The organism is Yinghuangia sp. ASG 101 (assembly GCF_021165735.1).
Taxonomy (GTDB): Bacteria; Actinomycetota; Actinomycetes; order Streptomycetales; family Streptomycetaceae; genus Yinghuangia.
The window spans coordinates 3,562,352-3,584,155 of sequence record NZ_CP088911.1 but is presented as its reverse complement, the minus strand read 5'-3'; the positions used below and the strand labels follow the sequence as shown (position 1 = coordinate 3,584,155).

General features: G+C 73.6%; 17 protein-coding genes. 10 read left to right on the top strand and 7 right to left on the bottom strand.

The genetic code is table 11. The annotated features are described in order from the left end of the window. Position 1: 1 nt before the first annotated feature. Positions 2-760 (bottom strand): SDR family NAD(P)-dependent oxidoreductase, encoded by a 759-nt coding sequence (locus tag LO772_RS15100; protein ID WP_231778918.1) that lies wholly within the window; start codon positions 758-760, stop codon positions 2-4. A gap of 9 nt (positions 761-769) precedes the next feature. Beyond that, complete coding sequence (locus LO772_RS15095) at positions 770-1,306, bottom strand: hypothetical protein (protein WP_231778917.1); 537 nt, start codon at positions 1,304-1,306, stop codon at positions 770-772. 887 nt (positions 1,307-2,193) lie between these two features. Here LO772_RS15095 and LO772_RS15090 point away from each other — a divergent pair. Continuing rightward, positions 2,194-3,663 (top strand): MFS transporter, encoded by a 1,470-nt coding sequence (locus LO772_RS15090; RefSeq protein WP_443089419.1) that lies wholly within the window; start codon positions 2,194-2,196, stop codon positions 3,661-3,663. Between the two features lie 131 nt (positions 3,664-3,794). Here the strand turns inward: LO772_RS15090 and LO772_RS15085 are convergent, their stop codons facing one another. Continuing rightward, entirely contained in the window at positions 3,795-4,550 is a 756-nt protein-coding gene (locus LO772_RS15085; protein ID WP_231778916.1) for a hypothetical protein, read from the bottom strand. A gap of 412 nt (positions 4,551-4,962) precedes the next feature. On the opposite strand from LO772_RS15085, the gene LO772_RS15080 reads away from it, so the two are divergent. Both LO772_RS15080 and LO772_RS15075 read left to right on the top strand, forming a co-directional pair. Beyond that, on the top strand, positions 4,963-5,649 hold the full coding sequence (locus LO772_RS15080; RefSeq protein ID WP_231778915.1) for a metal-dependent transcriptional regulator: 687 nt from the start codon (positions 4,963-4,965) through the stop codon (positions 5,647-5,649). A 675-nt stretch (positions 5,650-6,324) separates the two neighbouring features. Further along, positions 6,325-7,878 (top strand): MFS transporter, encoded by a 1,554-nt coding sequence (locus tag LO772_RS15075; RefSeq protein ID WP_231778914.1) that lies wholly within the window; start codon positions 6,325-6,327, stop codon positions 7,876-7,878. A 505-nt stretch (positions 7,879-8,383) separates the two neighbouring features. Here LO772_RS15075 and LO772_RS15070 read toward each other — a convergent pair. Then, positions 8,384-9,073: a bifunctional DNA primase/polymerase gene (locus LO772_RS15070; protein ID WP_231778913.1), complete on the bottom strand. Its 690-nt coding sequence runs from the start codon at positions 9,071-9,073 to the stop codon at positions 8,384-8,386. A gap of 471 nt (positions 9,074-9,544) precedes the next feature. Between LO772_RS15070 and LO772_RS15065 the strand changes: the two genes are divergently transcribed. Both LO772_RS15065 and LO772_RS35810 read left to right on the top strand, forming a co-directional pair. After that, on the top strand, positions 9,545-10,963 hold the full coding sequence (locus LO772_RS15065) for a transcriptional regulator (RefSeq protein WP_231778912.1): 1,419 nt from the start codon (positions 9,545-9,547) through the stop codon (positions 10,961-10,963). An 868-nt stretch (positions 10,964-11,831) separates the two neighbouring features. Continuing rightward, positions 11,832-13,154: a hypothetical protein gene (locus LO772_RS35810; RefSeq protein WP_269453213.1), complete on the top strand. Its 1,323-nt coding sequence runs from the start codon at positions 11,832-11,834 to the stop codon at positions 13,152-13,154. A 50-nt stretch (positions 13,155-13,204) separates the two neighbouring features. Here the strand turns inward: LO772_RS35810 and LO772_RS15055 are convergent, their stop codons facing one another. Genes LO772_RS15055 through nirB form a run of 3 tightly spaced genes read right to left on the bottom strand, consistent with a single transcriptional unit; the run spans position 13,205 to position 16,608 of the window. Next, positions 13,205-13,657 (bottom strand): hypothetical protein, encoded by a 453-nt coding sequence (locus LO772_RS15055; RefSeq protein WP_231778911.1) that lies wholly within the window; start codon positions 13,655-13,657, stop codon positions 13,205-13,207. Positions 13,658-13,678: 21 nt separating this feature from the next. Beyond that, entirely contained in the window at positions 13,679-14,077 is a 399-nt protein-coding gene (gene nirD / locus LO772_RS15050; RefSeq protein ID WP_443089418.1) for a nitrite reductase small subunit NirD, read from the bottom strand. Beyond that, positions 14,074-16,608: a nitrite reductase large subunit NirB gene (gene nirB, locus LO772_RS15045; protein ID WP_231779566.1), complete on the bottom strand. Its 2,535-nt coding sequence runs from the start codon at positions 16,606-16,608 to the stop codon at positions 14,074-14,076. Before nirB ends, nirD begins: the two co-directional genes overlap by 4 nt. A 396-nt stretch (positions 16,609-17,004) precedes the next feature. On the opposite strand from nirB, the gene LO772_RS15040 reads away from it, so the two are divergent. From LO772_RS15040 to purU, 5 genes are all read left to right on the top strand, one after another. Continuing rightward, the gene (locus tag LO772_RS15040) at positions 17,005-18,132 is read left to right on the top strand and encodes a uroporphyrinogen-III synthase (RefSeq protein WP_231778910.1); all 1,128 of its coding nucleotides are present in this window, start codon (positions 17,005-17,007) and stop codon (positions 18,130-18,132) included. Next, entirely contained in the window at positions 18,129-18,932 is an 804-nt protein-coding gene (locus LO772_RS15035; protein ID WP_231778909.1) for a sirohydrochlorin chelatase, read from the top strand. The genes LO772_RS15040 and LO772_RS15035 overlap by 4 nt, the downstream gene beginning before the upstream one ends. A 57-nt stretch (positions 18,933-18,989) precedes the next feature. Further along, on the top strand, positions 18,990-19,736 hold the full coding sequence (locus LO772_RS15030; protein WP_231778908.1) for a hypothetical protein: 747 nt from the start codon (positions 18,990-18,992) through the stop codon (positions 19,734-19,736). Positions 19,737-20,132: 396 nt separating this feature from the next. After that, positions 20,133-20,570 (top strand): SCO4402 family protein, encoded by a 438-nt coding sequence (locus tag LO772_RS15025; protein ID WP_231778907.1) that lies wholly within the window; start codon positions 20,133-20,135, stop codon positions 20,568-20,570. Between the two features lie 155 nt (positions 20,571-20,725). Further along, on the top strand, positions 20,726-21,646 hold the full coding sequence (purU, locus tag LO772_RS15020) for a formyltetrahydrofolate deformylase (RefSeq protein WP_231778906.1): 921 nt from the start codon (positions 20,726-20,728) through the stop codon (positions 21,644-21,646). The last annotated feature ends 158 nt before the right edge of the window (positions 21,647-21,804 follow it).

Below are 21,804 nucleotides of genomic sequence, written 5' to 3'. Positions count from 1 at the left end.
CCTACTCGCGGTGCACCTTGTGCTGGGCCGCTTGGGCGAGGGGGCGCAGAACCATCAAGTCGATGTTGACGTGGCGGGGGCGGGTGACGGCCCAGGTGACCGCGTCGGCGATGTCTTCAGCGGTCAACGGCTCCGCGACGCCCGCGTAGACCTCGGCGGCCTTGGCCGCGTTGCCGCGCATGCGGTTGACGGCGAATTCTTCGGTCTTGACCATGCCGGGGGCGATTTCGATCACGCGGACCGGGCGGCCGCTCAGCTCCAGGCGCAGCGTTGCGGCGATCGCGTGGGTGCCGTGCTTGGCGGCGACGTATCCGCCGCCGCCTTCGTACGCCTGGTGGCCCGCCGTGGACGACATCACCACGACCGTGCCCGCGCCGCTCGCCACCAGGGCGGGCAGCAGCGCCTGCGTGGTGTGCAGCGTCCCCAGGACGTTGACCTGGTACATCGACAGCCAGTCCTCGGGATCGCCCGTCTCGACTGGCTCGGTGCCGAGCGCTCCTCCGGCGTTGGCGACGAGCACATCGCAGCGCGGCAGCGAGTCCGCGAAGACGTTGACCGCGTCGCGGTCGGTGACGTCCAAGGGGTACGCGGTCGCGGCCAGGCCCGCGCCGGTCAGTTCGGCGGCGATCGCCTCGATGCGGTCCGCCCGACGCGCGGTCAGGACGACGTGGAACCCGTCGGCCGCCAGCCCGCGCGCGGTGGCCGCCCCGATGCCGCTGCTCGCCCCGGTGACGACGGCAACGCGCTGCTGAGTGCTCATCCGGCCACGCTACCCCGGCGGTTGCGTGCCCTGCGTCGCCGGCTTCCACTGCGTCGCGATCATGGAGTACGTGCGCAGGCCCTGCGTGCCGGGGATCTCGTGGGCTTGGTTGATCCAGAGGAAGACCACCGTCCCGTCGGCGGTCTCGGCGCAGATTCCCCGGTCTTTGTGCAACACGCTGTCCGTGCGGATCTGTTCGAGCGTGATGACGTTCGGGATGTCCGCGCGGCGGGCGGCGTCGCGGCAGTCCTCGGGAGACGGGTCGCGCGCGTCGATGCCGCCCAGGACGCCGCGGCCGTCGAGGAGCCGCAGTTCGGCGGTGATCGGGTCACCGGGGGACGCGTAGTCCGCGGTGTAACACGCGCCGTACTTGAGGGTCACTGCCGGAGGGACCTCGTTGTCCGGGACGTCGCGGCTGTCGGCGACCACGGCGAGAGCCGCCAGATAGACGTACGTCGCGGTGCTTTGCATGCAGTAGCCGTTGTAAAAGTAGCCGGTCGGGGCGATGTCCGGCGCCGAGATGGTGAACGGTACCTCGGACTTCACTTCGGTCCATGCCGAACTACCGTCCGATTGCCCGCTCTTGTCGTCGTCGAGGAGGGGGGACGACAACGGCCGCGATGATGGCCACGGCCAGGACCGCGGCGCCGGCGGCGATCCAGGGCCATCGGCCACGTCGGTCCGGGGGATCGGCGGCGACGGGCTGCGTGTCGTCGGGGAGCAGGGCTGTGGCGGCCGGCGACACGCGCACCGTCGGGTCCGTGTCGACGTCCGGCATCGGAGGCGGCGGGATCGGTGGTGCGGCGGCCGCGCCCTCCGGCGGTGCCCCCCGGCCGCGGGCCTCCGCCGCGAGCGCGGGCGGCAGCCACGTCCCGGGTGCGCCCGGCGTCGCGGCGCCCCGGCACGCGGCGGCGATGTCGGCGGGCAGGGGGGCGGTCGCCGGGCCCTTCGCGAGGCAGGCCGCGACGATGTCCCGCAGTGCGGGCGGGCAGACGGTGAGGTCCGGGTCGGAGGACCGCGTACGCCGTCAGCGCCCCCGCGGTGATCAGGAACGGGTTCGCGGTGCCGTGCACGCGGGCGGGGAACGCAGCGACCCGCAGGCCTTCTCCCTGGCGGGAGGTGCCGAGGGGACGTCCTCGGCGAGCCTGCGGGTCGGGTGTCTGCCTGGTATTCGCCGACCGCCTGGTGCTTCCCGTCGCGCTGCAGTCGAGACGGGCCAGACTTCGGTCGGGAGACCGGAGTGGCGGCTAGCTGGCAGCCACCTCACGCGTCCGAATGCTATGCAAGTCAGACCACCTCCTTTCCCGTGTACCGCACAAGGTAGGTCGGGTCCGGGCGGGCGGCAAGGCAATATTCGGGTGGTCGTTCTCACGCGCGGGCGGGGAATACGCGGCGGTCCGGCGACGGTTGCCCGTCCGGGGTGGGCGTGGGGGATGTCACGCGGGTCGGGGGTAGGCGGCCGGGAGTCGGCGCGGTTGAGTCGCGGGGTGCCTGTGACCCCTGAGCCCGTGACGCCCGAGACGTCGCCCGGCGGCTCCGCAGCGGAAACCGCCGTACCGGAAACCGCCGTACCGGAAACCGCCGTACCGGAAACCGCCGTACCGGTCGCCGACGGGCCCGCGCCGCCGAAGGGGTCTTCGGGCGGGCGGTTCCGGCGGCTCGCGGGGGCCGTGGTCGCGGATGTGACGCCGCTGCGGATGTCGGCGGACTACCGGCGGCTGTGGTCCGGGGCGACGATCAGCTCGCTGGGCCAGCAGATGACCGCGCTCGCGGTCGCGGTGCAGGCGTACGACCTCACCGGGTCGAATTTCTCGGTCGGCCTCGTCGGGCTGTTCTCGCTGGGGCCGCTCATCTTCTTCGGGCTGGTCGGCGGGGCGGTCGCCGACAGCGTGGACCGGCGCAGGCTCGGGATGATCACCTCGACCGGGCTGTCGGTGATGAGCCTGATCCTCGCGGTGCAGGCGGTCGCGGGGCTGCGGCAGGTGTGGCTGCTGTACGCGGTGGTGGCCCTCCAGTCGGGGTTCTTCGCGGTCAACAGTCCGACGCGCGCGGCGATGATCCCGCGTCTGCTGCCCGCCGAGCACCTGCCCGCCGCCAACGCGCTGTCGATGCTGAGCATGACGGTCAGCATGACGGCCGGCCCGTTGCTGGCGGGCCTGGTGATCGGCGTGTGGAGCACGCAGGCCGTGTACGTCGTCGACGCGCTGGGCTTCGGCTTCGCGCTGTACGCCATGTGGCGGCTTCCGTCGATGCCGCCGCTCCGGGCGGACGGCGCCACGGGACCGGCCAAGCGGGCCTCGGTCGCCGAGGGCTTCCGTTATCTGCGGACGCGCCCCAATGTCCGCATGACCTTCATGGCCGACATCGCCGCGATGGCCTTCGGTATGCCGCGCGCACTCTTCCCGGCTGTCGCGGCGGCCTGGTACGGAGGCGACGCCAAGACCGTCGGGCTGCTCGCCGCCGCGCCCGCCGTCGGCGGTTTCGTGGGCGCGTTCTTCTCCGGCTGGCTCGGCCGCGTCCGCCACCAGGGGCGCGCGGTCATCTGGTCGATCGTCGCGTGGGGGCTCGCGATCGCGGCGTTCGGCACGACGCGGTGGCTGTGGCTGGGGCTGGTCTTCCTCGCCGTCGCGGGCTGCGCGGACACCATCAGTGGTGTCTTCCGCAACACGATCCTGCAGGTCGCGACGCCGGACGAGATGCGCGGGCGCCTCGCGGGCGTCTTCACCGTCGTGGTGGCGGGCGGCCCCCGGCTCGGCGACTTCGGCTCCGGCAGCATCGCGACGCTGACGACCGAGCGCGTCGCGGTGATCGGCGGCGGCCTCGCGTGCGTGGTCGCGGTGCTGCTGCTGGTGCTGCGGTGGCGCGGGTTCTGGCACTACGACGCGCGGAACCCGACGCCGTGAGGGGGCTCCCGGGCCGGTGCCGTCGCGGTGATTTCCGCGGCGCGGCCCCGGGACCGCGAGAATCCGGCGCCGCCGTGGTTGCGGAGCGCGGTGCAAGGCGGGTCGGGCGAGGCGCGGAGCCGAGCGGTCGATCAGCTCCGGCGCGGCTCGATCCACACGGCTTCCGCGTGCCCGGCGACGCGCCCGTCGCCGTCGTACAGCGTCGTCGCCGTGTGCACCTTGCGCCCCTCGCGGGCCAGGAGATGGCCCATCACGACGCAGCGTTCGCCGAGGTACGGCAGGGCGTCGACCCGGGCGGTGATGCGGCCGAGGAGGAGGGCCGGGGTCGCGGAGTCGAGGGCGGTCCACGCACCGGGGCAGTCCAGCGCGGCCCACACGAACTCGGGCCGGACGCGCACACCGTCGGGGCCGGCGAGCGACGGGTCCGGCACCCACGCGCACGCCGTCGTGTCGGGCCGCCCCGGCAGCCTGCCGGGGAACAGCCGCATGCCGTCGCCCTCCACGCGGCTGGTCCCGCACACGAAGCAGGTCGGGTACGGGTGGCGGTGGCGCGCGGCGAGAAAGGCCGCGGACGCCTCGGCGGCCGTGTCGTACGGCACGGGGTCGATGGGCGCGAAGGCGTTCGCGGTCGCCGTGTCGGCCCGCACGGCCTCGGCGATCAGCGCGGTTCCGTCGTAGAGGCGGGTGGCGCCGTCGTCGTCCCGCACGCGCATCTCGCGCTCCAGCGGGGGCGGCAGCCGCAGGGTGACCGTGGCCGACGCGTCCGGTGTCTGGCGGGCGAGCAGACCCGCGACATATCCTCCGTTGCCCGACCTCGGAGGGCCGTTGAAGCGCCTCGCGACGGTGAGGGTGTCGAGGGCGCGGAACGTACTGTCAGCCTCTGCCATGCACTTCACCGTACCCAGCCGTGCCGCGTCCCGACCGCGCGCGAGCGGGCCGGGGCGGGGGTGGCGCGGGCACCGCGGAAGCGGCGTGACAGGTGTGCCGGGGGAGGGCGATGTGGTTGGGTTGCAGACCCACACCCGCGGCCTGCCCATGCGCGGGTCCGAGCGGTCGGCACGGCCCGCGGGTCCGCCGTACGCTTCCCTCCGGGCACAACCCGGTGGGCCCGATCGGGAGCAGAACACGCTCCCGGGACGTTGTCGTGACACAGCGCGCCGGAGCGGGCGGCGTACCCGCCGGGGTGAGTTCGGCGCGGGTGCTCCCGACGCGTCGTCCTCATACGTGCGGACGGTCCCGGCCGCCGCGTCGGTGGGACAGAATTGGGGGCAGGACCACGAAGAAACGGAGCTGGCGGTCGTGAGTGCACTCATCGACACCACGGAGATGTACCTCCGGACCATTTTCGAGCTGGAAGAGGAGGGCGTGGTCCCGCTGCGCGCCCGCATCGCCGAACGGCTCGGGCAGAGCGGACCGACCGTCAGCCAGACCGTCGCGCGCATGGAGCGCGACGGTCTGCTCACCGTCGAAGGCGACCGGCATCTGGAGTTGACCGACGAAGGCAGGCACCTCGCCACACGCGTCATGCGCAAGCACCGGCTCGCCGAGTGCCTGCTCGTCGACGTCATCGGGTTGCCCTGGGAGCAGGTGCACGCGGAAGCGTGCCGGTGGGAACACGTGATGAGCGAGCAGGTCGAGCGCAGGCTGCTCGAACTGCTGCATCACCCGAAGGAGTCGCCGTACGGCAACCCCATCCCGGGCCTGGAGGAGCTCGACCGCGAGATGCACGCGGACGACTTCATGCACGGCCTGGGGACGCTGCTGGACGTCGCGGGGCCCGAGGGCAAGAACGTGGTGGTGCGCCGCATCGGCGAGCCGCTGCAGACCGACGCCCAGCTGATGTACACGCTGCGGCGCGCCGGGGTCCGCCCGGGCGCGGTGGTGAGTGTGCACGAGTCGCCGGGCGGCGTCATGGCGGGCAGTGGCGGCGAGGCGGCGGAGCTTTCGCCGGACATCGCCGCACACGTGTTCGTCGCCGCACGGTGATCGGCGGGTAGCGGGCGGGTTCTCCCGCGTGGGGCGCGTGCGTCGGCACGACGCACCCGCCCCACGCGGCCCTGACGCGTGCCCTGACGTGTGGGCGCGGGGCGAAAATCGCCGATTGCCGGGACGGCGGAGGCATACGCCGGAACTGGCCCTCCACCGTGGCCCGGGGATCTCGCGCCTCGGCGACTCGGACACAACCTCGTGCGCGCGAGCGTGCGCGGGTCTCCTCCGACGAGGCGACGGCGCGCGGCCCGGACGTGGGCACGCCGCACCGGGCGGCAGAGCCACGGAAATGGGCACTGCACGGGCAGGAAAGTCTCGGGGTGAGCACTGCGGCCTCGTGCGCGTCCCGCCCGCGCCGCACGGTGTGCGGCTCCGCGGGCGGACGCGGCGGTACGGGCCGCTCGCCGATCACACGGTCAAGGTCGAAGGCGGCCCGGACAAGACCGTCGCGCGTCGGTGCCCGATGCGCGGGTCGGTCGCGCCCCCGGGCGGTCGGCCGCCCGTCGGCGCGCGGATCCCACGCGCGTTTCCTCACGCGGTGAGCATTCCGGAATGAACGGATTGTTTCTTTGTCCGCCATGACGTGACGTTCCCGGGAAACACGGGCTTGGCACCGTCGCTGAGGTCCGACAGGAACCGACGCTCCGCCCAGAGGCACCGACGGAGGACCCCATGGCCAACCCCGCGACCACCGACGCCGCCGACGAGCCGCCGAAGCTGCGCGCGCTGCTGTCGTTCCGCGGGCGCTACCGCATGCTGCACCTGGCGATGCTGGCGTTCCTGGTGAGCTTCGTCCTGTGGTTCGACATGGCGCCGTTCATCGACGACATCGGCGAGGAATTCCATCTGACCGGGGGCCAGAAGGCCACGCTGGCGCTGTGCAACATCGCCCTGACCATCCCGGCGCGCACCCTGATCGGCCTGCTCGTCGACCGGTACGGCCCGCGCCGCGTCTACGGCGCTCTCCTGATCTTCGCGGCGGTCCCGAACACCATCTTCGCGCTGGCGCAGTCGTATTCGATGCTGGTGATCAGCCGCCTCATGGTGAGCATCGTCGGCGCGGGCTTCGTGGTCGGCATCCGGCTGGTCGCCGAGTGGTTCCCCAAGCGCGAGTTGGGCACCGCGGAGGGCTACTACGGCGGTTGGGGCAACTTCGGCTCCGCCGCCGCGGCGCTGACGCTGCCGGTCTTCGTGGCGGCGCTCGCGGACGGCGAGGGCGCGTGGCGCTGGGGCGTCGGCTTCGCGGGCGTGCTGGCCGCGGTGTACGGGGTGTGCTTCCTGGCGATGGCGCGCGACGTTCCCGACGGCAAGACGTACGAGCGCCCCGCGCGCAAACCCGGGCTCCAGGTCACCAGCCGGCCGGCCGTATTCGGCCTGATGGCCCTCCAGGTGCCGCTCGCGGTCGCGCTCGGGTTCGTCGTGTACCGCCTCAACGCGGACTACACCGCGACCACGCCCGCGGGTACGAAGACGTTCTCCGGCGTCGTCAACGATCCGACCGCGGTGGTGCTGTACGCCGTTGTCGCGCTGTGGCTCGCGTACCAGATCTTCGCGGTGGTCAAGTCGAACCGCGGGGTGCTGCGCGGTGAACGGCCCGAGCTGGAGCACTACCCGTTCGCCGCGGTGGGGCTGCTGGCGGTGGCGTACCTGGTCACCTTCGGTGCGGAGCTGACGATGGCGGCCTGGCTGCCGAACTTCTTCGGCACGCTGTTCGACATGGACACCACGACCGCGGCCACCGCGGCGGCGTGCTTCGCCGGCACCAACCTGGTCACGCGCCCGTTCGGCGGGTGGCTCTCGGACCGCACGGGGCGCCGCAAGCTCACGCTGCTGGGGCTGCTCCTCGGGGCGTTCCTGTGCTACCTGGTGCTGTGGCGCATCGACTCCGGCTGGCCCGTGTGGCAGAGCGTCGCGCTGCTCGCGCTGGCCTCGGTGTTCATCCAGGGCGGCAACGGCGCGGTGTACGCGATCGTGCCGCAGATCCAGCACCGCGTGTCGGGCCAGATCTCGGGCCTGGTCGGCGCGTTCGGCAACGTCGGCGGCGTGCTGTTCACCAGCCTGATCTTCCTCAAGGTCGTGCCGCAGACGGTCTTCCTGGTCATCGGCATCTCGTCGCTGGTGGCGGGCCTGTGCTGCCTGTTCCTCCCGGCCGTGGGCGAGGTACGCCGCGGCGTGGCGCCGCCCGCCGAGCAGACGGCGGCCGCGGTGCCGGCGACGGCCGGCTGACCCGTACCGCGCGGGCCGCGGAACATCGGTCGAATTCTCCGCCGACGGTCGCCGAACATCGCTCGAACATCGGCCGAACTTCGGCGAGACGCCGACAGGACACCGCAGGCCCCGGGGACACCGACCGCCCCGGGGCCTGCGGTGTCCGGCCTGTCCGGCGATGCCTCGGTCGAGGCGTCGGTCCCGGACACACCGGACACACCGGACGCACCAGAAATGGCGGACACGGTGGTGACCGGTGGTCCCTCGGGTCACCGCCTCAGCGGGGCCCACGCGTGCGGGCGTGCCGGTCCCGGGCGTGATCGCGACAGCCGACGACCGACAGCCGACAGCCGCAAGGCGCAAGCCGCGTCCACGCCAGGCGGCGACGCGGGTGACGGAGGGTCAGCCGTTTGTCCGGTGCGGCGGCCACACGGATTCGCCGGTTCTCGCCACACCGACCGCGGCCGGTCTGCCGCGTCCCGTGCCCGGCGGCGAGGATCGGTGAGCCGCGCCCGTCACCGCGTCAGCGAACCGCGCGGGCCGCCGTGCGCCGGGGGCGCGTGCGGGAGGCCGACTGGGTGCACGCGTACGCGATCGGGTCGACCAGCTCGCGGGCCTCGGGGAGCCACCGGTTGGCCGTCGTGGGTTCGCGGGCCCAGGTCGCGATGCCGCCGGAGCCCATCGGGGACGGCGGGGCGACGACGTAGTCGCCGTCGCCCCGGCACACCATGTCGATGGCGGGCGCGCCCCAGCCGCTGCGCCGCAGCAGGTCGGGCATCTTGTCGCGGGCGCCCGGCATGACGAGGAACTGGAGGCGCCGGCCGGGCGTCGCGATGACCGGGCCGAGCGGCAGCCCGAGGCGTTCGAGACGCGCGAGGGCGAGGCATCCGGCGGGTTCCGCGACGTCGATGACGTCGAAGGCGCGGCCGGTGGGCAACAGGATCGCCGCCCCGGGGTGGTCGGCCCACCAGCGGCGGATCGTGCCGGGACTGCCGGCGGCCTGCGCGGCCCAGTCGCGGTGCCGAGGGTGCGCGCCGGGGGCGGCGCACGCGGAATGCCCGCAACTGCACCGGCGGCCCGTGGCGGTGCTCTCGACGGACGCTCCCGGAGCGACGTCCCAATGGCGTTCCTCCGCGTAGCGGACGGCCGCCTCTGCCAATGTGTCGCGCGATGTGTCGCGGGTGTGCCGCGAACCCCCGAGGTTCTCTTCCACGCCCTCACAACTGCGCGACGGCGCATTGGTTACTGGGGGCGCACACGGGATTCGCTCACTTGACCAAAATCACTCGAAAGAGTGGCTGTCAGCTTCGGTGCCGCGCGGGTCTTCCCTTCCCGAGCATGTCGGGACGATCATGCTCAACTGTGTCAACTCACGTGATTCACCGACTATTTCGATGATTCCGTCATGGCGTTCGAGCGCCCGCGGGCACCCCGTTCCGCCCGTGCGGCGGCCGTTCGCGCCTGGACCGTACGGCCGGGCGCACCGGGGGCGCACGGATGCGGCGACAGGGGCGCAGGGTGTCGGGAGGCTATCGGCGGGTGCGTTCGAGTGGCTACCGTCCGTCACGAACGATGTACCGGTTTTCTTCGGACCTTGGCTCCGAAGGGAGTTCGACCGCAAGGCACACAGCAGACAGGAGCGGCAGGCCGGGACTCCGGAGCGGCTCCACAGGGGAGGACGCCGATGGCCGCACGGTCGCTCGTGACACGCCAGCCCAACGAACGCCTCGCGTCGCTGATACACGAGGCGGGATGCTCCAACGCCGGCCTCGCGCGGCGCGTCAACATGTGTGGCGCCGAGCAGGGCATGGACCTGCGCTACGACAAGACGTCCGTGGCCCGCTGGCTGCGCGGCCAGCAGCCGCGCGGCGCGGTGCCGAACCTGATCGCCGAGGCCCTCGGCCGCAAACTGGGCCGCCCGGTGACGGTCGACGAGATCGGCATGGCCGACGGGCGGAGCCTGGCGACCAATGTCGGGCTGCAGTTCGCCCCGACACCGGCCGCGACCGTCGACGTGGTCACGGAGTTGTGGCGCAGCGACGTCAACCGCCGTGACTTCCTGCTGAATTCGTCGGTCGCGGTGGCCGCGCTGGTCGCGCCGAGCCGCGACTGGCTGATCACCGCGCCGGACGCGGAGGTGTCCCGGGCCGGCGGCCCCCGCGTCGGGGCGACCGACGTGGAGGCGGTGCGGGCCACGACCGAGATGCTGTCGGTGCTCGACCACCGCTTCGGCGCGGGGCACATCCGCCCGGTGGTCGTGCACTACCTCGGGTCGGTCGTCTCGGGGCTGTTGAACGGGACGTACGGCGACGCGACCGGGCGCGATTTGTTCGCGGCGGTGTCGCGGCTGACCGAACTGGCCGGCTACATGGCCGTCGACACCGGGCAGCCCGGTCTGGCGCAGCGCTACTACATCCAGGCGCTGCGGCTCGCGCAGGCGGCGGGGGACCGGCCGTACGGCGGCTATGTGCTCGCCGCCGGGATGAGCCACCTGGCCGGCAACCTCGGAAACCCGCGCGAGATAACGCAATTGGCACGTGCCGCACAGGAAGGGTCGAAGTCGATCGCGACCGGGCAGGGCGCGACCGCGACGACGATGGCGATGTTCCACGCCGCGGAGGCGCGCGGGCACGCGCAGTTGGGCGACATGCGCGCCTGCGAGAGCGCGCTGGCGCGGGCCGAGACGGCGATGGAGCACTCGCGCCCCGAGGACGACCCGACCTGGATAGCCCACTTCGACCGGGCTTACCTGGCCGACGAGTTCGCGCACTGCTACCGCGATCTCGACCGGCCCCGACAGGCCGAGGAGGCGGCGCGGGCGGCCCTCGAAGGGCATGCCGAGACGCGCGTGCGCCGGCGTGCGGTCGACACGCTGCTGCTGGCGACCGCCCACCTCCAGCAGAACCGGCTCGACGAGGCGTGCGCGGTCGCGAGCGACGCGCTCGGGCTGGTCGTGCGGCTGCACTCGGAGCGCGGCCAGGAGTATCTGCGCGACTTCCAGCGGCGGTTGACGCCGTGGTCGGGCGAGCCGGTGGCCCGCGACTTCATGGCCGCGGTGCGCGCGGCGTACGAGGAGGACGAGCGGGAGGTGGTCCCGGCCTGACCGTGGCACCACCCCCTCCGGACGGCCCGCGCCGCGCCCCGTGAAGGACAACCGGGACGCAGGCATGCCGGGCCCACGGTGCCTCCGGCGTCAACGGGGCCGACGCCGGGGGCACCGTCATGTACGGAACCGACGCCGTGCGCGGCCGGTTCGCGGGGCGTGTGGGGGCGCGGCGCCACCGGGTTCGTCTGCGGGATCGCGAGCACGTGCGGGGAGCGCGTCGACGGCGGGCCGGGCCCAGCACGCGGGGTCACGTCCGCGCGAAGTCGGGCGCGGCCCCGCCGGGTTCGGCACGCGCGGTCGCGCGCCCACGCACACGGGTCGACGGCGGGCCCAGCGTGCTCGGCCGCGCACGCGCGGATGCGGGACGGGACCGGGCGGGTACGGCCCCGGGCCGGACGCCGGATACGAAGGCGGCGGATACCCGGGCACCGCACCCCCGGCCTGCGGCGGGGGCGGCTGCGCGGGCGGCGGGCCGCCCGGGTGGGGCGGGTTGGCGAGGGCGTGTCGGTGCGCGGGCGGCAAACCGCGTCCGGCACGCGCGGTCGCGCGCACGAGCACGCACACGAGCACGAGCGACGGCGGGCGCGGCCGGATCGTGTGGGGCACGGCCGGGTGATGTCGGATTTGTACTCCTCGAACGCGGGCGCGCGCGGGGGCCGGCCGGGTGCGTGCGCGCGCGTGCGGTTGCCGGGCTTCGTGGTGGGCATCGGCCGGCGCGCGCCGTGTTCTCGCTCCCCCCGAGCCTGCGCCTGTGGTGGTCGCGACACAATCTCGGGGGCGCGGGCCGAACCGCTGTTCGCATGTTGGGCGTCTCGGCTAGCGTCGGCACGGATGTCGGCACCGCGTACGAGGAGACGGGACGGACATGAGCCGCAGGCCTGGATCGGGGGCGCACGGGGGTGACCCCAACGCGCCGAGAGACGAGGGACTGTCGATCTTCGGCCCGCTGGAACTGCCGCGTGACGAGACGGAGTTGCTGCCCGCCTACGACGAATACGCGTCGTACGGCGACGGCGGCGCCGGGGCCGCGCAGGTCGCGCCGCCGTCGATGCCGCCCCCGCCGCACCCGGGCGGCCCGCCGCCCGCGCAGCCGCCCCCGCCGCAGGCCGGGGGTGCGGTGCCCGGGTATCCGCCGCCTTCGTATCCGGCGTCCGGCCCGGGGCCGTACCCGCCCGGTCCCGTCCCGTATCCGCCCGGCGCGGTCCCGCATCCGCCGGGTCCCGGCCCGTACCCGCCCGGCCCCGACGCGCCGCAGGCGCCCGCCCCGCAGCCCACGCAGGTCTTCCCCGAGGGCCTGTTCCGCGAGGAGCCGCCCGCGGCCCCCGCTCCCGGCCGGACGCCCGGTCGGCCCCCCGGCCCGGGGTACGCGGCTCCCGTGTCCGGCTACCCCGCCCCGCCTCCCGGTGCCCCGCCGCACCCCGCCGGGCCGCAGTACGCGGCGCAGCCGCAATACTCCGCGCCCGCGATGCCGCGCCGCCGCACCGACGCCGACGGCGGCTCGGGCCGCGGGACGGGCCAGGGCGTGCCGCGCGCGGCGGTCGTGGCCGGGGCGGTCGGGGCCGTTGTCGTGCTGCTGGCCGTCATCCTGTTCGCGACCGGGGCCCTCGGCGGGGACGACGACGCCAAGAACACCGGCGGCGGCCCGACGACCGACGCCCCCGCGCCGTCGGCGTCCGCGTCGGCGTCCGCTTCGGCGTCCGCGTCGCCGACCGCTCCGGCCACGTCGGCCCCGCCGCCGAAATCCCAGGCCCAGCAGCTGGACGAGCTGTTCGACGTGAGCGCGGGGTCGCGGACCACGGTCCAGGAGGCGGTGCGCGAGATCCAGAAGTGCGGCGACATCGCGAACGCCGTGCGGTCGCTCGACGCGGCGGCCGAGCAGCGTGACCGGCAGGTGGGCGCGCTCGGCGCGCTGAAGGTGGACGAGATCGCGCGCGGCGACGAGCTCGCGGCGTCGTTGCGCGAGGCGTGGCAGGCCTCCGCCAAGGCGGACCGCGCCTACGCCGCGTGGGGCCGCGAGAGCGCCGACGGCGCGTGCAAGCGCGGCAAGAGCGCGAAGCGGACCGACAACCGCAAGGACGCCGACGACGCCAGCAAGAGCGCGACCGAGGCCAAGAACAAGGCCGTCGGCCTGTGGAACCCGGAGGCGACGAAGGCCGGCCTCGACAAACGCACGGCCGGAGAGATCTGACGCCCCACTCCTCGGCGCGGCAGGCGGGGGGCCGCCGCGGTGGCGTCCGTTCAGGGGCGGATGACGTACCGGCCGCGGAGTCCGCCCTCGGCCGTGGCCCTGTGGGCGTCGGCGGCCTGGTCCACGGGGACGAACGCGTGGACCCGGGCGGGGAGTTCGCCGGCGGCGCGGGCGAGCAGGCCGGCGACCCCCGCGCGGCGGCCGGCCCGTTGAGCGGGACGGTCGCCGGCAGGCCGATCATCGTGGAACTGCTGGCGCGGCCTGACCACCTTCCCCGCAGCGGTCGCCGTCAGGTCAAGATCGTCGGGGACGACGGCGACGTCGGCCGCCGCGACGACGATCTGCTCGGCGTAGGTGCCGTAGCCGCGGTCGAAGCCGGCGACTGTCCGGTCACCGTCGGGCGCGGCATCCCGCGTCGGCGGGTTCCGCCGGACCTCGGCCCGGTGGGCGGCGAGGTCCCTCCGGGCCGAAGGCCGGGTGTGCGCAGCGCCGTTGATGCGCACACCGGGTCCGTTCGGGCGGGGTCAGACGACCTCCGCCGCGACGGTCTCGCGGACGCGCACCTCGTGCACCGGGAGGGCGACGGCCTGGTCGTCGCCGTCCAGGCACAGGCCGGTGCGTAGGTCGAAGGCTTCCTTGTACATCGGGGACATCACCACGGGCACGCCCTTGCGCGAGCCGACGAGGCCGCGCGAGATGACGTGCGCGCCGCTGAACGGGTCCAGGTTGCCGACGGCGTAGACGGTGCCGTCGCGGTCGAGGAAGACCGCGACCTGCTCGCCGTCGACGAGCGCGGCGACGCCGCGTCCCGGCACCAGTTGGGCCACGCCGCACACCGTCGTCCAGCCGCCGTCGGCCGTGGCGATCTGCACGTGGGCGTCGACGGCGCGTTCCGTCGCGCGTTCCGCGAGTTCCGCAGTCACGAGGTCCTTACCTCCAGGGTCGGGCCGGCGATGAGGCCGGCGGTGGGGAGGGGCGCGCCGTCCTCGCCGGGCTTGGCGGGGCGGATCTGGTCGCGCTCGGCGACGAAGGTGACGCTGGGGTCGGGGGTGCCGGGCGCGTTGACGAACGACACGAAGCGCCGCAGGCGGTCCGGGTCTTCGAGGGTCGCGCGCCATTCGTCCTCGTACGTCTCGACGTGGCGCTGCATCAGCTCGTCGAGGTCGTCGCAGATCCCGAGCGAATCGTCCATGATCACCGCGCGCAGGTGGTCGAGTCCGCCCTCCATGCGCTCGACCCACGGCGCGGTGCGCTCCAGGCGCTCGGCGGTGCGGATGTAGAACATCAGGAACCGGTCGATCGTGCGGATCAGCGTGTCGTGGTCGAGGTCGGAGGCGAGCAGGTCCGCGTGCCGGGGTGTCATGCCGCCGTTGCCGCCGACGTAGAGGTTCCAGCCGGCCGAGGTCGCGATGACGCCGAAGTCCTTGCTCTGCGCCTCGGCGCATTCGCGCGCGCAGCCCGACACGGCCGACTTGAGCTTGTGGGGGGAGCGCAACCCCCGGTAGCGCAGCTCCAGTTCGATCGCGAGGCCGACCGAGTCCTGTACTCCGTACCGGCACCACGTCTCGCCGACGCACGACTTGACGGTGCGCAGCGCCTTGCCGTACGCGTGTCCGGATTCGAAGCCGGCGTCGACCAAGCGCTTCCAGATGAGCGGGAGTTGGTCGACGGAGGCCCCGAAGAGGTCGATGCGCTGGCCTCCGGTGATCTTGGTGTAGAGCCCGAAGTCGCGGGCGACCTCGCCGATCGTGATGAGGCTCGCGGGGGTGATCTCGCCGCCGGGAATCCTCGGGACGACCGAATACGAGCCGTTGCGCTGCAGGTTGGCGAGGAAGTGGTCGTTGGTGTCCTGGAGCGAGGCCTGTTCGCCGTCGAGGATGTGGCCGTTCGACAGCGACGCGAGGATCGAGGCGACGACGGGCTTGCAGATGTCGCAGCCGGAGCCGGTGCCGTGTTCGTCGACGAGCCGCGCGAAGCCGGTGATGCCGCGCACCTGGATGATCTCGAAGAGTTCGGCGCGGGTGTGTTCGAAGTGCTCGCACAGGCCCTTGGCGACCTCGACGCCGTTGGCGGTGAGTTCGTCCCGCACGATGGTGGTGAGCATCTTCACGCACGAGCCGCAGCCGGTGCCGGCGCGCGTGCACTTCTTGACCGACGGGACGTCGGCGCAGCCGTCGGCGGTGACCGCCGAACGGATCGCGCCCTTGCTGACGTTGTGGCACGAGCACACCAGCGCTTCGTCGGGCAGCGCGGAGACGCCGATGGCGACGGGCGCGCCGGCCGATGCGGGAAGCACCAACTGTTCGGGGGGAGCGGGGAGTTCGGCGCCGGACAGGCACAGCGGTCGGAGCAGGTCGTACGATCCGGCGTCGCCGACCAGCACGCCGCCGAGCAGCCTGCCGTCGGCGGAGACGACGAGCTTCTTGTAGACGCCCTCGCGGCTGTTGGAGTACAGCACCTCCAGGCAGCCCTCGGCGGTGCCGTGCGCGTCGCCGAAGCTCGCGACGTCGACGCCGAGCAGCTTGAGCTTGGTGGAGGTGTCGGCGCCGGTGAACGACCCGGTGCCGTCGGTGAGTTCGCGGGCGACCGCCTCGGCCATCTGGTAGCCGGGGGCGACCAGCCCGTAGACGCGCCCGTCGCTCGCGAGCGCGCATTCGCCGATGGCCCACACGTGCGGGTCGGAGGTGCGGCAGGTCGCGTCGACGACGATGCCGCCGCGTTCGCCGACGTCCAGGCCGCAGTCGCGGGCGAGTTGGTCGCGCGGCCGGACGCCCGCCGAGAAGATCACCAGGTCGACGTCGAGTTTCTCGCCGTTCGACAGGCTCATCGCGCACGCGCGGCCGTCGTCGCCGACGCCGATCTCCTGCGTGCCGGCCCCGGCGTGCACGGTGACGCCGAGTTCCTCGATCTTGCGGCGCAGCGCCGCGCCGCCGCCCTCGTCGACCTGAAGGGCCATCAGGCGCGGCGCGAACTCGACGACATGCGTGTCGAGACCCATCGCCTTCAGCGCGCCGGCGGCCTCCAGGCCGAGCAGCCCGCCGCCGACGACCGCGCCGGTCGTGGCGGTCCTCGCCCAGGACTCGATGGCCTCCAGGTCCTCGATCGTGCGGTAGACGAAGCAGCCTTCGGCGTCGTGGCCGGGCACCGGCGGAACGAACGGGAAGGAGCCGGTCGCCAGCACCAGCGCGTCGTAGCCGAAGACCTCGCCGCTGCGCGCGGTCACGGTCCGCGCCGCGCGGTCCACCGATGTCGCGGGGTCGCCGAGCCGCAGGTCGATGCCGTGTTCGTCGAGGAACCCGGCCGGGACCATGGACAGTTCGTCGGCGCGGGTGCCGGAGAAGTACGACGTCAGGTGCACCCGGTCGTACGCCGCGCGGGGTTCCTCGCACAGCACCGTCACCCGCCACGAGCCGCCGCGCTCGGCGAGGGCCTCCAGGAACCGCTGGCCGACCATGCCGTGGCCGACCAGGACCAGGCGCTTGGCGGCGGTGTCGCCGGTCGCGCCGGCTTCGTGGGCTTCATGGGCATTCACGGAGGACTCGATCACTGGGGGGCTCCTTGCGTCACGAGCGGGTGCAGGGGGTCCTCGGGGACCGGTTCGTCCCGTGCGTGTCGGTGACCGCGGTCCGTGCCGGGGCGGCCTCGGCGGTGTGTGTCATGCCGTCGAGCGTGTCCGTACGCCGTTACGCGTCCGGGTCACGTGTGTTGCGGCGGAGGTACGGCTGCCTCACACTCGCCCGAAAAGATCGTGAACCCACCGACACCGGCGGACGCGCCCGCGAGGCCACCGATAACCCTGGCGTGACCGCTGCGCAACAGGCCGGAAACACACGTAGGTCAGCCTCGCGACATGGGTACAGCCGTGGACATGTCGGAGCCGTTGGTCGGGTTCACCGTCGGTGTGACGGCCGCGCGCCGTCGCGACGAACTGGTCGCCTTGCTGCAGCGCCGCGGCGCGAAAGTGGTCGAGGCGCCCACGATGCGCATCGTCCCGATCGGCGACGACACCGTCCTGCGCCGCGCCACCGAGGCGTGCCTCGCGGCACCGCTCGACTACGTGGTGGCCACCACCGGCGTCGGCTGGAGAGGCTGGATCAGCGCCGCCGAGGGCTGGGGCCACGGCACCGCGCTGGTGGCCGCGTGCCGCGAGGCCGTCATCGTCAGCCGGGGCCCGAAGGCCACCGGGGCGGTCCGCGCGGCGGGCCTGCGCGAGGTCTACTCGCCCGGCTCGGAGGCCAACGACGAGCTGCTGCACTGGCTCCTCGCCCGCGACCTGCGCGGACGCCGTATCGCGCTGCAGGAGCACGGCGCGCCCCTCGAAGGCTTCGCGGCGGCGCTGAGCGAACGCGGCGCCGACGTGATCGCCGTGCCCGTCTACCGCTGGGGCCCGCCGGAGGACCCCGCCGCGGTCCGCAAGCTCGTCGAGGCGACCGTGCGCCGCGAGGTCCACGCCCTCACCTTCACCAGCTCACCCGCGATCGAGGCGTTCCTGGAGATCGCCGAGGAGATGGACCGCGTCGCGGACCTGCTGGACGCCCTGCGCGGGGACGTGCTGCCGGTGTGCATCGGCCCGGTCTGCGCCCGGCCGCTCAACGAGCACGGCATCGAGACGCTCTGGCCCGAACGCGGGCGCCTCGGGTCCCTCGTCCGCATGATCACCGAGGAACTGCCGACACGTGCCCGCCGGGAACTGGACACCGGCAAGGACCGCCTCGTCCTGCAGGGCAACGCCGTGCTCGTCGACGGCCGCGTCATCTGGCTCCCCCCGGTCCCCGGCGCCGTCCTGCGCGCGCTGGCCGAACGACCGGGCTGGGTCCTGAGCCGCGCGGAACTCCTGAAAAAGGTCTGGACCGGCGCCCGAGCCGACGAACACGCCGTCGAGGCCGCCGTCGCGAGACTGCGCTCGGCCCTCGGCCCCCACGCGGGTTTGGTCCGAACCGTCACCAAGCGCGGCTACCGCCTGGCGGTCGACCCGTGAGCACACCCCCTCCGCGCGGCCCCGCGACGACCCTCCCCACCGGGCTCGCGGCGACCGCCGCACGGTGTTCCGGTGCCCGCGTCCCGCTCCTGGCCGTCGCCCACGGCACGCGCGACCCCGCCGGGCTCGCGGCGACCGCCGCGCTGCTCGACATGGTCCGCGCGCTGCGGCCGGGCCTGCCGGTCGAGCTGGGGTACGTCGACGTCGCCGCGCCCCTCCTCGCCGACACGCTCGCGCGGCTTGCCGGGCCGGTCGTCGTCGTGCCGCTGCTGCTCGGCGCCGGCTACCACGTCCGCGAGGACATCCCCGCCGCCCTGGCCGCCGCGCCGCGGGTCACCGCACGGGTCGCGGACGTGCTCGGACCCGACCCGCGGCTCGCCGCGATCCTGCACGAGCGGCTGACCGCGGCGTGGTGCGCGGGCACGCCCAAGCCGGCGGACGACGCGCTGCCCGCCCAGTGCGAGGCGATAGTGCTCGCCGCCGCCGGCTCGACCGACCCGTCCGCGAACGCCGATGCCGCCGAGATGGCCGTGCTGTTGCGCGACCTGACCGGCCGCACGGTCGTCCCGTCGTACCTGTGCGCGAGCTCCCCGACCCCCGCCGAGGCCGTCGCCGCGCTGCGTGCGGACGGCGTCCGCGACGTCGCCGTCTCCGGATATCTCATGACCCCCGGCCACTTCGCCCGCAAGGCCGCGGCCTCGGGCGCCACCGCGACCTCGGCCCCCCTGGGCGCCCACCCCGCGCTGGCCCGCGTCGTCCTCGACCGCTACGACACGGCCCTCCGCGCGTGGCCGCCGTGACCGCTAGGGTCCCTTCGACCGTGTGACGGCACACGGTCGTCGGGGAGGGGAACGACCTTGTCGCGATGGGGGATTCGACAGGCCGCCGTGCTGGCGACGGCGCTGGTGCTGAGCGCGGGGGCGACCGCGTGCGGCGAGAAGGACGCCGCCGGGGGACCGGCCGCGGGCGCGGCGGACGGGCGGACCGATCCGTCGGACGTCTCGACGGAGGAGCGGGCGGCCTACCGCGACCGGATGGTCGCCCACCTGAGGACCACGTCGCAGGGCGCGCACGTGACCGGCGCCGAGATCTTCGCGCAGGACGGCGATCTGTTCATGATGGTCGACACCGACCTTCCGGCGGGCAGCGGTCCGGCGCTCGACACGCTGGCCGCCGAGGCCGAGGAATGGGCCGCCGCGCACCGCGAGGTCGACATCGAGGTCCTTCAGGTGCACGAGGCGGGCCGGGGCGGCGACTTCGCGTACGGCTATGTGCCCGACCTCGACGCCGAGCAGGGCCGGCGCGACGCGTACGCCGCCGCGCTGGTGGCCTTCCTGAAGACGACGCCCGAGGGCGCGTCCGTGACCGGCGCCAGAACCGAAGTGGTCTTCGGCGACGTCGAGTTGGTCATCCTGACCGACCGCGCGCCGGTCCCACCCGGCACGGACGGCGCCGACCCGCGGGCCGCCGAGACCCGCGCCGTCGTGCGGGCGCTGCTCGCGTCGGCGGACGGATGGGTGAGGCAGCACCGCGAGTACGCGGTCACCCACGTTTTCGTCCGCGACGCCGACAAGGGCGGTCTGGACAGCGCCCCGGTCGGATGACGGCCCGGGCTGCGGCCCGGGCCCGCGCACGGCAACAGGACAGGAGCCGCCGGTCGGGTGCGAGGCCACCGGCGTCGTCGTCCTCGACGGGACTCCCCGGTGATCGCGGCCCGCGCGCCGAACCCCGCCCCCGATCCGCGCGGGCGACCGAAAGCGGCCGAACACCCCCGCACGCTCCCGCGCGTTCGGGCCCGTATCGCCCGACGTCGTCGCCCGCGTCCCGCGCCGATCCGTGCCGTCCCGCGCAAGCCCGCGAATCCCGTCGGCATGTCGTAGGCGTCTGGCATGATCGTCTTCGACGTGGGCCGAACGAGTGATCCCGGTCCCGATTACATTCGAACGACGATTCGGTGAACCGGCGGCGGGGCGAGGGAGGGGAACGCCACCATGGCACGCATGCGCCAGAACACCGTCCCGTGGTGGCGTTGGCGGGCCCAGGTCCGTTCCGCGCTGCACATGTTCGGCGACCCCGCCTTCCAGCAGGAGTGCTGGCTGCCCGGGAAGCCCGAGTACGGCAGCGTGACCGACGCCGTCTACCGGCTCGTCGACGACACCTGGCTCGACCGCTGGTCGGCCGCCAGATACGTCGGCTGCATCTTCGTCGACCGCGACGAGGCGGACGCCGTCGACCACGCGGTGCTGGCGGCGCTCGCCGTCCTCCACGAGGTCGGCGAGAACGAGCCCGCCACCGCCTATTTCGCCCATCCCGCGTGGCCCGAGCTGGTCCGCAAGGCCCAGATCGCGCACCACCGGCTCGCCGCCGCCGACCGCGACGACCCCGCGCGGCGGCCGGACACCCTCGACGTGCTGCGCATCCGCACGGGAGGGCGCTGAGCACGCCCGGCGGCGTGCGATCCTGGGTGACCGTAGGGCAGGACGCGCGCGGCCCCGCCGACCCGGCCCCCGGTCCCGCCGAGGCCTCCGCACGACGCCCGCGCACGACCCGACACACGCCCGCAACACCCCAGGAATCCGAGGAAGGCGCAAGGATGCCCGACCAGCCCACGCACCCCGCAACGCCGACGGTCGACGGTGGGGCCGGTGCGGGCGGACCGGCCGGGGCCGAGCAGTACGTGCTCACGCTGTCGTGCCCCGACAAGCGCGGCATCGTGCACGCGGTCGCGAGCTTCCTCATGATGACCGGCTGCAACATCGTCGACAGCCAGCAGTTCGGCGACCGCGACACCGGCCTGTTCTTCATGCGCGTGCACTTCACCGCCGAGGAGAACGTCACGCTCGACGCGCTCCGCGCCGGGTTCACCGCGGTCGGCGCGTCGTTCCAGATGGACTGGCAGATCCACGACGCCGACTCCCGCATGCGCGTCGTCGTCATGGTCAGCAAGTTCGGCCACTGCCTCAACGACCTGCTCTTCCGCGCCAGCATCGGCGCGCTGCCGATCGACATCGTCGCCGTGGTCTCCAACCACCGCGACTTCGCGGAGCTGGTCGCGTCGTACGGCGTCCCGTTCCACCACATCCCGGTCACGCGCGAGACCAAGCAAGAGGCCGAGGCCGCGCTGCTGGAGCTGGTCCGCGAGCAGGGCGTCGAACTGGTCGTGCTCGCCCGCTACATGCAGGTGCTCTCCAACGACCTGTGCAAGGAGCTGGAGGGGCGGGCGATCAACATCCACCACTCCTTCCTCCCGAGCTTCAAGGGCGCCAAGCCGTACCACCAGGCGCACGCGCGCGGCGTCAAGCTGATCGGCGCCACGGCGCACTACGTGACCGCCGACCTGGACGAGGGCCCGATCATCGAGCAGGAGGTCGAGCGCGTCGACCACGCGGTCACCCCCGAACAACTCGTCGCGGTGGGCCGGGACGTCGAGTGCCAGGCGCTGTCCCGCGCGGTCAAGTGGCACTCCGAGCACCGCGTGCTGCGCAACGGCAGCCGTACGGTCGTCTTCGCCTGAGCGCACCCGCGCGGCGCCGCGGCCCTTTCCGAAAACCCTTTGCGGGCACGGTGCCTGACGTGGCTTCATGGATCCCGCAAGCCAGTCCCGCGCGGCTCCGGAACACTTCCGTGGCAGCCGCGCCGTGAAGGAAAGGAGCGGTCCGGTGCGGTTCCGCG

Excerpts from the sequence above, each read along its gene's own strand:
- LO772_RS15100 (WP_231778918.1), bottom strand. The coding sequence starts at position 760 with ATGAGCACTCAGCAGCGCGTTGCCGTCGTCACCGGGGCGAGCAGCGGC.
- LO772_RS15090 (WP_443089419.1), top strand. The coding sequence starts at position 2,194 with ATGTCACGCGGGTCGGGGGTAGGCGGCCGGGAGTCGGCGCGGTTGAGT.
- LO772_RS15085 (WP_231778916.1), bottom strand. The coding sequence starts at position 4,550 with ATGGCAGAGGCTGACAGTACGTTCCGCGCCCTCGACACCCTCACCGTC.
- LO772_RS15075 (WP_231778914.1), top strand. The coding sequence starts at position 6,325 with ATGGCCAACCCCGCGACCACCGACGCCGCCGACGAGCCGCCGAAGCTG.
- LO772_RS15065 (WP_231778912.1), top strand. The coding sequence starts at position 9,545 with ATGGCCGCACGGTCGCTCGTGACACGCCAGCCCAACGAACGCCTCGCG.
- LO772_RS35810 (WP_269453213.1), top strand. The coding sequence starts at position 11,832 with ATGAGCCGCAGGCCTGGATCGGGGGCGCACGGGGGTGACCCCAACGCG.
- nirB (WP_231779566.1), bottom strand. The coding sequence starts at position 16,608 with ATGGTCGGCCAGCGGTTCCTGGAGGCCCTCGCCGAGCGCGGCGGCTCG.
- LO772_RS15040 (WP_231778910.1), top strand. The coding sequence starts at position 17,005 with ATGGGTACAGCCGTGGACATGTCGGAGCCGTTGGTCGGGTTCACCGTC.
- LO772_RS15025 (WP_231778907.1), top strand. The coding sequence starts at position 20,133 with ATGCGCCAGAACACCGTCCCGTGGTGGCGTTGGCGGGCCCAGGTCCGT.
- purU (WP_231778906.1), top strand. The coding sequence starts at position 20,726 with ATGCCCGACCAGCCCACGCACCCCGCAACGCCGACGGTCGACGGTGGG.